The sequence below is a fragment of the Streptomyces fuscigenes genome (genome assembly GCF_021556455.1).
Taxonomy (GTDB): domain Bacteria; phylum Actinomycetota; class Actinomycetes; order Streptomycetales; family Streptomycetaceae; genus Streptomyces; species Streptomyces fuscigenes.
The window spans coordinates 1-11,139 of sequence record NZ_JAKGCV010000171.1 but is presented as its reverse complement, the minus strand read 5'-3'; the positions used below and the strand labels follow the sequence as shown (position 1 = coordinate 11,139).

11 protein-coding genes are annotated in these 11,139 nt (G+C 72.1%); 5 read left to right on the top strand and 6 right to left on the bottom strand.

Annotated features, from left to right (window positions below; translation table 11 throughout):
• The coding region (locus L1885_RS15610) for a metal-dependent hydrolase family protein (RefSeq protein ID WP_235797722.1) at positions 1–1,239 on the bottom strand (1,239 nt) is incomplete at its 3' end.
• 268 nt (positions 1,240–1,507) lie between these two features.
• Between L1885_RS15610 and L1885_RS15605 the strand changes: the two genes are divergently transcribed.
• The 5 genes from L1885_RS15605 (at position 1,508) to folE (ending at position 7,730) form a co-directional block, all read left to right on the top strand.
• Positions 1,508–2,632, top strand: a complete 1,125-nt coding sequence (locus L1885_RS15605; RefSeq protein WP_235797721.1) for an Rv3626c family coenzyme F420 biosynthesis-associated protein — start codon at positions 1,508–1,510, stop codon at positions 2,630–2,632.
• A gap of 355 nt (positions 2,633–2,987) precedes the next feature.
• A complete protein-coding gene (gene tilS, locus L1885_RS15600) occupies positions 2,988–4,085 on the top strand; it encodes a tRNA lysidine(34) synthetase TilS (RefSeq protein ID WP_235797720.1) in 1,098 nt (365 codons plus the stop codon).
• An 87-nt stretch (positions 4,086–4,172) separates the two neighbouring features.
• Entirely contained in the window at positions 4,173–4,727 is a 555-nt protein-coding gene (gene hpt, locus L1885_RS15595) for a hypoxanthine phosphoribosyltransferase (protein WP_235797719.1), read from the top strand.
• A gap of 240 nt (positions 4,728–4,967) precedes the next feature.
• Positions 4,968–7,004, top strand: coding sequence for an ATP-dependent zinc metalloprotease FtsH (gene ftsH, locus L1885_RS15590; RefSeq protein ID WP_235797718.1), 2,037 nt, complete (start codon positions 4,968–4,970; stop codon positions 7,002–7,004).
• 117 nt (positions 7,005–7,121) lie between these two features.
• Positions 7,122–7,730: a GTP cyclohydrolase I FolE gene (gene folE, locus L1885_RS15585; RefSeq protein WP_235797717.1), complete on the top strand. Its 609-nt coding sequence runs from the start codon at positions 7,122–7,124 to the stop codon at positions 7,728–7,730.
• 227 nt (positions 7,731–7,957) lie between these two features.
• Here folE and L1885_RS15580 read toward each other — a convergent pair whose 3' ends face one another.
• The 5 genes from L1885_RS15580 to folP form a co-directional block, all read right to left on the bottom strand.
• Entirely contained in the window at positions 7,958–8,446 is a 489-nt protein-coding gene (locus tag L1885_RS15580) for a DUF3180 domain-containing protein (protein ID WP_235797716.1), read from the bottom strand.
• 54 nt (positions 8,447–8,500) lie between these two features.
• Positions 8,501–9,124, bottom strand: coding sequence for a 2-amino-4-hydroxy-6-hydroxymethyldihydropteridine diphosphokinase (gene folK, locus L1885_RS15575; protein WP_235797715.1), 624 nt, complete (start codon positions 9,122–9,124; stop codon positions 8,501–8,503).
• A complete protein-coding gene (folB, locus tag L1885_RS15570) occupies positions 9,121–9,480 on the bottom strand; it encodes a dihydroneopterin aldolase (protein WP_372481953.1) in 360 nt (119 codons plus the stop codon). The genes folK and folB overlap by 4 nt, the downstream gene beginning before the upstream one ends.
• 184 nt (positions 9,481–9,664) lie before the next feature.
• Positions 9,665–10,162, bottom strand: coding sequence for a nuclear transport factor 2 family protein (locus L1885_RS15565; RefSeq protein ID WP_235797713.1), 498 nt, complete (start codon positions 10,160–10,162; stop codon positions 9,665–9,667).
• Positions 10,159–11,025, bottom strand: coding sequence for a dihydropteroate synthase (gene folP, locus L1885_RS15560; protein WP_235797712.1), 867 nt, complete (start codon positions 11,023–11,025; stop codon positions 10,159–10,161). Before folP ends, L1885_RS15565 begins: the two co-directional genes overlap by 4 nt.
• Between the last annotated feature and the right edge of the window lie 114 nt (positions 11,026–11,139).

The window sequence follows — 11,139 nt, the reverse complement described above, 5'->3', positions numbered from 1 at the left end:
GAGCAACCGCCGGTGGCGCGCTACGCACGCTACCTCTTTCGCCGCCTTCGGCCCACCTGCACGGCGCCATTCCCAGTGTTCGAACACGGTCGCAACACACCCGTGACCCGCCCGGCGGGCCCGGGCATCCGCCCGGTAGCCCGGCGCCAGGCGGCCCAGCTCGTCGCCGAGGCCCAGCAGCTCCGCCGCCGCGGAGGTGGTCGCGGCGAGCACCCGCGGCACGCTCATGCCGCACTCCGCCAGCAGCCGCAGCTCCTCCAGGTTCGTGCCGTGCGGCCCGATCCCGCTGTCCGTGCCCATGGCGACCTTCACGCCCGCCGCGATCGCCCGGCTCACCGATTCCTGGTGCGCCTCGATGACCTCGCGCGTCTTGCGCACGACCGGCTCGGGCAGCTCCATCCCGCCGTCGACCGCCCGCAGCACGCTCACCGGCGCCAGGAGCGTCGGGACCAGCCAGGTGCCGTGCTCCAGCATCAGCTCGACGGCCTCGTCGTCCAGGTAGATGCCGTGCTCGATCGAGCGGACGCCGGCGCGGACCGCGTTCTTGATGCCGTCCGTGCCCTGCGCGTGCGCCATCACACCGCGGCCCTGCATGCGGGCCTCGGTGACCAGCACGTCCAGCTCCGGGGGAGTGAACTGCGCGTGCCTGGGGTCGTCGCCGGGCGAGATCACCCCACCGGTCGTACAGACCTTCAGCACGTCGGCCCCGGCCCGCAGCAGGGTGCGCGCCACCTTGCGCATCTCGTCGGGGCCGTCGACGACGGTCTCGGGGCGGCCGGGGTGCGCGCCGAAGATCGGGGCGGACAGCCCGGACGGCAGCCAGTGGTCGCCGTGGCCGCCGGTGGTGCTGATGATGTTGACCGAGATCCGCATCCGGGGACCCTGGATCAGCCCGTCCTCGACGGCCTGCTTGACGCCGAGGTCGGCGCCGCCCGCGTCGCGGACGGTCGTGATGCCGAGCGCAAGCGTCCGCCGCAGGTTCCGGGCCGCCTGGTAGAAGGGGTACGAGAACGGGGTCAGGAAGCGCTTCGTGAGGCTCAGGTCGCTCGCCATGATGTGCACGTGGCTGTCGACGAGGCCCGGCAGCACCGTGCGGCCCGTGCAGTCGACGCGCTCGTCGCCTTCGAGGCCGGGGCCCACCTCGACGACCCGTCCGCCCTCCACCGCCACGTCGGCCGGCGCGGGCGCGCCGCCCGAGCCGTCGAATACCTGACCTCCGCTGAAGACCGTACGGGTCATGGCGCGACCACCTCACTCTTCCGGCTCCTCGCACCCGCGCGCATCGCTCGCGGCCGACGGGTTGCGGCAGTCGTCCCCCTCGCCCTCACCGAAAACGCAGAGAACGCCGACGCTGCGCGCCTCCGGGACAAGGATGGCCTTCACCCCCGCCCTGAAGGACGGGGCACTGGCCAAGATCAAAGGTAGACGATCTCAGGGACGGATGTCAGGGATGAATCGGGGCAGTCGAAGCTCACCGCACGCGGGTTCCACCACGTACGGTTGACGCATGACGAGCATCGGTGGTGCCGAGATGGTCGACTGGAATCTGGCGGTGGCTACCGCGAACCGCCTCATGCGCCCGGGGCCCGAGGTGAGCCGGGACGAGGCGCGGGAGATCGTGGCCGAGCTGCGGCGGCACGCCAAGGCGGCCGAGGAGCACGTGCGCGCCTACACCCGCATGATCCCCGAGGGGCACGCCCCCGCGGACACGCCGGTGCTCGTGGTGGACCGGCCCGGCTGGGTGAAGGCCAACGTCGAGGGCTTCCGCGAGCTGCTCAAGCCCCTCTTCGAGAAGGTCCAGGAGCGGCGCGCCGACACTCCGGGCGGCGCCGTCTTCGGCGCCGTCGGCGGCAAGGTCACGGGCGTCGAGCTGGGCATGCTGCTGACCTTCATGGCCTCGCGCGTGCTCGGCCAGTACGAGACGTTCGCGCCGGCCGGGCGCGACCTGCCCGCGGGCGAGCAGGGCGGCGGCCGGCTGCTGCTCGTCGCGCCGAACATCGTCCATGTCGAGCGCGAACTCGACGTCGACCCGCACGACTTCCGCCTGTGGGTGACGCTCCACGAGGAGACGCACCGCACGCAGTTCACGGGTGTGCCGTGGCTGAAGGACCACCTGCAGGGCGAGATCCAGTCGTTCCTCGGCGAGACCGACATCGACCCGACGACCATGCTGGAGCGGCTGCGCGAGGCCGCCCAGTCCCTCACCGGCAACCGCCCCGAGGGCGCGGACGGCGAGGACGGGGCGCCGAGCCTCGTCGAGCTGGTCCAGACGCCCGGCCAGCGCGAGGTCCTCGCACGGCTCACCGCCGTGATGTCCCTGCTGGAGGGCCACGCCGACTACGTGATGGACGGCGTGGGGCCGCAGGTCGTGCCGAGCGTCACGGAGATCCGGGAGAAGTTCCAGCAGCGCAGGGCGCGCGGCGCGAGCCGCCTCGACCAGGCGCTGCGCAGGCTCCTCGGCCTCGACGCGAAGCTGCGCCAGTACCGCGACGGGGAGCGGTTCGTGCGGGCCGTGGTCGACGAGGTCGGCATGGAGGGCTTCAACCGCGTCTGGACGTCGCCGAACACGCTGCCCACGAAGTCCGAGATCGCCAAGCCGTCCGACTGGGTCGCGCGCATCCACCGCGCCTAGGCGGTGTGCGGGCGGGTGCGCGGGGGCCCGGCCCGGTGGGGTGCCCGGCTCCGGCGGGCCCCCGTGGGCGAGGGACGTGCGCGGCGCGGCGCCCGCCGGCCGGCCGGCGGGACACGGTGGCGTACGTGCGTCTGGCATAACCGTCCGGCACATCCGGGCACGTCGGCGGCAGATGAACGCCTCGCCTATCACCCGTCCGAGGGACCGTAAGGGCTGGCTGGGCGTGCGATGCTCGGGTATTGGCTCGGTTCTGTCACCATCGACGCACTCTCAGTGACGAGAGCCGTCCCGGCCTTCCCGTGCGGGACGACCGAGCCACCCCTCCCCGTAGACACATTCACGAAGGGCACCGGACATGGGTCCCCATCCTGCGGTCGCGGCGATACGCCTGGCGGTCCGCCGCGTTCTCCACGACATCCTCACCGAACACTCGGCGTTCGCCGCGCCCGCCGGTGCGCGCGGTGCCTCGGGCGCGCCCGCCGCCCGCCGGCTCCCGGCCGTCCCCGGCCCCTCCGGCGCCTCGGCCCCCCTCGGCTCCCACGCACCGCTGGTACTGGTCGCGTGCTCGGGCGGCGCCGACTCGATGGGTCTCGCGTCCGCCCTCGCCTTCGAAGCCCCCAAGCTCGGCGTCCGCGCCGGCGGCGTCACCGTCGACCACGGCCTGCAGGCCGGATCCGACATCCGCGCCGCCGAGGTCGTCGCCCGGCTCACCGCGATGAAGCTGGACCCCGTCGAGTCCGTCGCCGTCGCCGTCGGCCGGGACGGCGGACCCGAGGCGGCCGCCCGCGACGCGCGCTACGCGGCGCTGGACGCCGTCGCCGAGCGCCACGGCGCCGCCGCCGTCCTCCTCGCCCACACCCGTGACGACCAGGCCGAGACCGTCCTCCTCGGCCTCGCCCGCGGCTCCGGCATCCGCTCCCTGTCGGGCATGGCCGCCGTGTCCGGGGCCGGCCGCCGCTACCGCCGCCCGTTCCTCCAGCTGGACCGTCAGACCGTGCGCACGGCGTGTCTCGCGCAGGCCGTACCCGTGTGGGACGACCCGCACAACGTCGACCCCGCCTACACCCGTTCGCGCCTGCGCCAGGAGGGCCTGCCCGCCCTGGAGAAGGCCCTCGGCAAGGGTGTCGTGGAGGCGCTGGCCCGTACGGCGCAGCTCTCGCGCGACGACGCCGACGCGCTGGACGCCTGGGCGGCGGACGTCGAGGCGAGCGTCCGGGACGACGCCGGGCGACTCGACGTCGAGAAGCTGTTCCGGCTGCCGCCCGCGGTGCGCCGCCGGGTGCTGCGCCGGGCGGCCATCACGGCGGGCGCGCCCGCCGGTTCGCTGTTCGCGCGGCACATCGAGGAGGTGGACCGCCTGATCACCGGCTGGAGGGGTCAGTCGGGCATCAACCTGCCCGGGCGCGTCGAGGCACTGAGGCAGGGTGGCAGACTGGTCATCCGGCAGGGCTGAGAAGCAGCTGTTCCGGGGCCCCGTACGGGGTGGGACGGCGGCTTCGACAAGCCGGCCAGCGCTCGCCGGACGACGAAAGTGACTGTGGTGGACCACAAGGACCTGGGCGCCGACCTCCAGTCGGTGCTCATCACCAAGGAAGAGATCGACGCGAAGCTCGCCGAGCTGGCCGCGAAGATCGACGCGGAGTACGCGGGCAAGGACCTGCTTCTGGTCGGAGTGCTCAAGGGCGCCGTGATGGTGATGGCGGACCTGGCCCGCGCGCTGTCCACCCCGGTCACGATGGACTGGATGGCGGTCTCGTCCTACGGCGCGGGCACCCAGTCCTCGGGCGTCGTCCGGATCCTCAAGGACCTGGACACCGACATCAAGGGCAAGCACGTCCTGATCGTCGAGGACATCATCGACTCGGGTCTGACGCTGTCGTGGCTGCTGTCGAACCTCGGCTCGCGCGAGCCGGCCTCGCTGGAGGTGTGCACCCTCCTGCGTAAGCCGGATGCCGCAAAGGTCGCGATCGACGTGAAGTGGATCGGGTTCGACATTCCGAGCGCCTTCGTCGTCGGATACGGGCTCGACTACGATGAGAAGTACCGCAACATGCCCTTCGTGGGGACCCTTGCGCCGCACGTCTACGGCGGCTGACCAGGCGCGGAGTCCGGTTCCCCGGTCGCGTTCGCCCCTCCGGGGGACTGATGCGGACACCTCATTGTTGACCCGGGAACCACTCCACCCCTCCCTGCGTTGGAGCAGGGGAGGACGGGTTTGTCACCAGCACCGTGCGGCCCTGAGTGCCGACGCTGGGGTACCGTCCGAAGAACAGTCTTTTCTCACAGCAGCATTTACCTACGGGCAGGAGGGACGGGGCGTCACCGCCTCGTATGGATGGACGTGAAGCGATACTTCCGTGGGCCGGTCATGTGGATCGTGCTGGCCGTCCTCGCCGTGGTCGTGTTGATGAATGTCGTCTCCACAGGAGGCGGCTACAAGACGGTGGACACCGGCCAGGTCGTTCAGGCGATCGACAAGAACCAGGCCGAACAGGCCAAGCTGACCACTGGCGACGATCAAGTCATCAAGGTTGATCTCAAGAACGGCCAGAAGGTCGCGGGCAGCGACAAGATCCAGGCCAGTTACATCGGCAGCCAGGGCTCCGCGCTGGCCAAGGAACTCCAGCAGAAGTTCAACGCCGGGCAGATCAGCAAGGGGTACACGGTCTCGCCCTCGAAGCAGAGCCCGTTCCTGTCGGTGGTGCTCTCGCTGCTGCCGTTCGTGCTGCTGGTCGTGGTGTTCCTCTTCCTGATGAACCAGATGCAGGGCGGCGGCTCCCGCGTCATGCAGTTCGGGAAGTCCAAGGCGAAGCTCATCACCAAGGACACCCCGAAGACGACGTTCTCGGACGTCGCCGGCGCCGACGAGGCCGTCGAGGAGCTCCAGGAGATCAAGGAGTTCCTCCAGGAGCCCGCGAAGTTCCAGGCCGTGGGCGCCAAGATCCCGAAGGGCGTGCTGCTGTACGGCCCGCCCGGAACGGGCAAGACGCTCCTGGCCCGCGCCGTCGCGGGTGAGGCGGGCGTGCCGTTCTACTCGATCTCCGGGTCCGACTTCGTCGAGATGTTCGTCGGTGTCGGTGCCTCCCGGGTGCGCGACCTCTTCGAGCAGGCCAAGGCGAACGCCCCGGCGATCGTCTTCGTCGACGAGATCGACGCCGTCGGCCGGCACCGCGGCGCGGGCCTCGGCGGCGGGCACGACGAGCGCGAGCAGACCCTCAACCAGCTGCTCGTCGAGATGGACGGCTTCGACGTGAAGGGCGGCGTCATCCTGATCGCCGCCACGAACCGGCCCGACATCCTCGACCCGGCGCTCCTGCGCCCGGGCCGCTTCGACCGCCAGATCGCCGTGGACCGCCCGGACATGCAGGGCCGCCTGGAGATCCTGAAGGTCCACCAGAAGGGCAAGCCGGTCGCGCCCGACGTCGACCTCGGCGCCGTCGCCCGCCGTACGCCCGGTTTCACCGGCGCGGACCTGGCGAACGTGCTCAACGAGGCGGCGCTGCTCACGGCCCGCTCGGACCAGAAGCTGGTCAACAACCACTTCCTGGACGAGGCCATCGACCGTGTTGTGGCGGGCCCGCAGAAGCGGACCCGGATCATGTCCGAGAAGGAGAAGAAGATCACCGCGTACCACGAGGGCGGACACGCCCTGGTCGCGGCGGCCTCTCCCAACTCCGACCCGGTCCACAAGATCACGATCCTGTCGAGAGGCCGTGCGCTCGGCTACACGATGGTCCTGCCGGACGAGGACAAGTACTCGACCACGCGCAACGAGATGCTCGACCAGCTGGCGTACATGCTCGGCGGGCGCGCGGCGGAGGAGCTGGTCTTCCACGACCCGACCACCGGCGCGGCCAACGACATCGAGAAGGCCACGACCACGGCCAAGGCCATGGTCACGCAGTACGGCATGACCGAGCGTCTCGGTGCGATCAAGTTCGGCGCCGACAACAGCGAGCCGTTCCTCGGCCGCGAGATGGGCCACCAGCGCGACTACTCGGAAGAGGTCGCGGCGCTCGTCGACGAAGAGGTCAAGAAGCTCATCGAGACGGCGCACAACGAGGCGTGGGAGATCCTGGTCGAGAACCGGGACGTCCTGGACAACCTCGTCATGGCGCTCCTCGAGAAGGAGACCCTCGGCAAGGAGGAGATCGCCCAGATCTTCTCGACCGTCGTCAAGCGGCCCATGCGGCCCGCGTGGACGGGCTCGTCGCGGCGTACGCCGTCGACCCGCCCGCCGGTGCTCTCGCCGAAGGAGCTCGCGCTGACCAACGGCGCCGGCGCCAACGGCAGCGGTGCCGCGTCGCTGACGAAGGGCACCGACACTCCGACCGAGCAGCTCCCGGAGGACCGCCGGCCCGACAACGGCTGACGCCCTCCGGGGCCGGAGTACTCCGGTCCGGAATGTCTGCCGCGCCCCGCAGGTTTTAGGACACACGGCCTAGCCTGGGGGGCGCGGCATTTTTCTTTGCAGAGGAACGAGGAACACATGACGGACCCGGTGACGCTGGACGGCGAGGGCCCGATCGGCGTATTCGACGAGAAGCGCGCCGAGAACGCGGTGCGCGAGCTCCTGACGGCGATAGGCGAGGACCCCGACCGCGAGGGGCTGCGGGCGACTCCCGGTCGCGTCGCGCGCGCGTACAAGGAGATCCTCGCGGGTCTGTGGCAGGAGCCGGAGGACGTCCTGACGACGACGTTCGACCTCGGCCACGACGAGATGGTGCTCGTCAAGGACATCGAGATCGTCTCGCTGTGCGAGCACCACCTGCTGCCGTTCCACGGCGTCGCCCACGTGGGCTACATCCCGGCCGTCACCGGCAAGATCACGGGCCTGTCGAAGCTGGCCCGCCTCGTGGACGTCTACGCCCGCCGCCCGCAGGTCCAGGAGCGCCTGACGACGCAGGTCGCGGACTCGCTGGTCCGCATCCTCGAGGCGCGGGGCGCGATCGTCGTGATCGAGGCGGAGCACATGTGCATGTCCGTCCGCGGCATCCGCAAGCCCGGCTCGAAGACGATCACCTCCGCCGTGCGGGGGCAGCTGCGCGACGCGACGACGCGCGCCGAGGCGATGAGCCTCATCCTCGCGCGCTCCTGAACCGCCGGCCGTCGGCGGCGCCCGGGGGCGCGCCGCCCGGCAGCCTCTTCCCCGCGCCCGTGTGCTCGCGCCCTCGCCGCACGTGCCGGTCCCGCCCGGGGCCTGAGGCAGCGCGTCGTGTTCCCACCGGACGTACGCGGGACGGCCGGGCGCGCGGACCGGGCCCTACGCCGTCCCGGCGCCCGCGAGGCGCCGGCGCTCGCCGTCCGGCCCCGGCCCCGGTCCCGTCAGGCGCGCGAGCCGGTGTTGCGGTGGTTGTCGTCCTTGTCGTCCGGGAGCTTGCACACGCGCTCCAGGAAGATGGCCGCCGCGATGATGGCGATGCCGGCCAGCAGCGAGAACCCCGCGTAGATGGCCTGGTCGCGCCGTGCCGGGACGGACAGCTGGGTGAGCAGGAACACGCCCGTGCCCCCGTAGAGCCCCGCGACCAGTGCCGCCACCAGCGCCGCGGCCTGGCCGAAAACCACCGCCCGCGCCGCGACGATCGGGTCCACGCCCTTCGCCTCGGGCCGCCGCTCGCGCTGGGCGCGCAGCCGCGCCCGGATCGACAGGGCCGTGGCGACGAGGATCACCGCGATCGCCGCCAGCACGATCGGCGCACCCGCGGGGACGCTGGGCAGGGTGCCCAGCGAGTCCCACAGGCGCGCGCCGCCCCATGCGAGCACACCGACCGCCACCAGGAGCCCGGCCAGGACGCCGATCCGCAACTGCCTCACCCGGAAAGCCGCCCTTCGATGTTGATGCCGCCAGGTCAGTGACGAGCCTAACGACTATTCGGGGAGACGGAGTTCCAGGTCGACACGGGCCAGCACGCCGTCCCGCCCGACGACCGTCAGCAGTTCCGTGACGGCGCCGCGGCCCGGGACCTGCGCCTCGGGCTCCACGTCGTGCCACGGCGCGAGCACGAAGGCCCGCTGGTGCGCCCGCGGGTGCGGCAGCGTGAGCACGGGATCGTCCGACACCACGTCCCCGTACGCGAGGATGTCGACGTCGATGGTGCGGGGGCCCCAGCGCTCCTCGCGCACCCGGTCGAAGGCCTCCTCGATGGCCTGGCCGCGCTCCAGCAGGGACGACGGCGGCAGCGTCGTCTTCACCAGCACGACCGCGTTGAAGTACGAGGGCTGCGTGCCCGGCTCGACGCCCCACGGCTCGGTCTCGTACACCGGCGAGACGGCCTTGACCCGCACGCCCGGGGTGTCCTCCAGCGCGTCCACCGCGCCCTGGAGCGTCTCCAGGCGGTTGCCCAGGTTGGAGCCCAGCGCGATCACCGCGCGCTTCGGGTTCGACAGCGTCACGTCGGCCGCGTCGACCTGGGCGATCACCGCCGCCGGTACCGGCTGCACGGTCGGATCGCTCCGCACCCCGGCCCGGCCGTCTGCGTCGTGCGTGCTCATACTCGGCTCCGGGTGATCGTGATGGTCACGTCGTCGAAGGGGACCGTGATCGGCGCGTCCGGCTTGTGGACCGTCACCTCGACCTCCGAAACGCCGTCGTGCTTGAGGCACTGCTGGGCGATGCGTTCGGCGAGCGTCTCGATCAGGTCGACGGGATCGCCCTGGACGATCTCCACGACCTCCTCGGCGACGATGCCGTAGTGCACCGTCTTCGCCAGATCGTCACCGGCGGCGGCCGGGCGGGTGTCGAGGCCCAGCACCACGTCGACGATGAAGGTCTGGCCCTCCTCCCGCTCCCGGGGGAAGACACCGTGGTGCCCACGGGCCCTGAGGCCGCGCAGCGCGACACGATCCACGCGAATCACTCCTGATGTCGTCGGTCGTCGGCGCCCCGGCCGCACGCGGGCGGTCCGGGCACCCGCGTTCGAATCTACCGTCGGGCCCGGACCGCTCCTGCTCGCGGGGCCCGCCGGTAGCCGGGGGTAGCGGCGCCCCTACCCCGTGCTCGGGGCAGCCAATCCCTCCTGGTGACCTACCCACTCAGGAGGGTGGCTCCTCCGACTCGTCCTGATCGGTTTCGGCCAGCACGGGTGACGCGTGGTGCGACCACAGCTTCCAGCCGGTGTCCGTGCGGCGGAACACGTTCGTCGCCACCACGAGCTGCCCCACCAGCGGGCCCAGCTCCGAGCCCTCCTCCGGCGGGGCGCCGCTCAGGATGTTCTCCGTGCAGGTGACGATCGCCGTGCCGCCGGCGACCGCGATGGTCACGTCCGTCAGGAAGAACTGGATGTACTCGGTGTTCGCCATGATCAGCGCGTACGAGCGGAGCACCTCGCCGCGGCCCGTCAGCACCGGCCAGCCGGGGTGCACGCAGGACGGCGTCACCTCCTCGGCGCCCTCCGCGCCGTCGTCGCCCTCGCCGAGCCAGAGCGCCGAGAGGGCCCCCAGGTCGCCGCGCTCCAGCGCCTCGTAGAAGGCCGTGTTCGCGCGGTCGACGAGCTCGCTGTCCGTGGGCGCGGTGCCGCGGCCCTCGCTCACCTGGCCGCACCCTCGATCGCGCGGGCGACCCGTACCGCGTCGGCCGTCGCCCGCACCTCGTGCACCCGCACCGCCCAGGCCCCGTTCGAGGCGGCGATCGCGGAGACCGCGGCCGTGGCCGCGTCGCGTTCCCTCGCGGGCGGCGGCGCGCCCTCCCCGCCGGCCAGGACCCGGCCGAGGAAGCGTTTGCGCGAGGCCGCGACGAGCAGGGGCCGGCCGAGCGCGCTCAGCTCGGCCTGGCGGGCGATGAGCTCCAGGTCGTGCGCCGCCTGCTTGGCGAAGCCGAGGCCCGGGTCGACGACCAGCAGCTCGGGGCTGATCCCGCCGTCGACGACGGCCTCGATCCGGGCCCGCAGTTCGGCGGTCACCTCTCGGACGACGTCCTCGTACACGGCGCGGTCGTTCATGTCGGCGCTGAAGCCGCGCCAGTGCATGACGACGAACGGGACGGCGGCCGCCGCGACCACGGGCACCATGGCCGGGTCGGCGAGGCCGCCGCTGACGTCGTTGACGAGGACCGCGCCGGCCTCGACGGCCCGCTCGGCGACGCTCGCGCGCATGGTGTCGACGGAGACGACCACGCCCTCCGACACCAGGCCCCGCACGACGGGCAGGACGCGCCGCAGCTCCTCGTCCTCGTCCACGCGGCTCGCGCCGGGACGGGTGGACTCGCCGCCGACGTCGACGAGGTCGGCGCCCTGGGCGACGAGGTCCAGCCCGTGCTTCACGGCGGCCGTCGTGTCGAAGAAGCGCCCGCCGTCGGAGAAGGAGTCCGGCGTCACGTTCACGACGCCCATCACCGCGCACCGGTCCCAGTCGGGCAGCCCCTGGACCGTGCCGCGTCCGCGCGTCGTCTTGCTCATGCTTCCCACCCTAGAGGGTGCCCGGCGCGGGCTCCCCGCGCAGCGGCCGGGGCCGGGGCCCGCGGCCCCGCCGGGCGCCGCCGCCTGCTCAGCGGGTGCGACCGGTCCGCGCCG

Bases quoted from the DNA above. Each gene is read 5' to 3' on its own strand.
- L1885_RS15605 (WP_235797721.1), top strand. From the start codon at position 1,508: ATGACGAGCATCGGTGGTGCCGAGATGGTCGACTGGAATCTGGCGGTG.
- tilS (WP_235797720.1), top strand. From the start codon at position 2,988: ATGGGTCCCCATCCTGCGGTCGCGGCGATACGCCTGGCGGTCCGCCGC.
- ftsH (WP_235797718.1), top strand. From the start codon at position 4,968: ATGGACGTGAAGCGATACTTCCGTGGGCCGGTCATGTGGATCGTGCTG.
- folE (WP_235797717.1), top strand. From the start codon at position 7,122: ATGACGGACCCGGTGACGCTGGACGGCGAGGGCCCGATCGGCGTATTC.
- folK (WP_235797715.1), bottom strand. From the start codon at position 9,124: ATGAGCACGCACGACGCAGACGGCCGGGCCGGGGTGCGGAGCGATCCG.
- folP (WP_235797712.1), bottom strand. From the start codon at position 11,025: ATGAGCAAGACGACGCGCGGACGCGGCACGGTCCAGGGGCTGCCCGAC.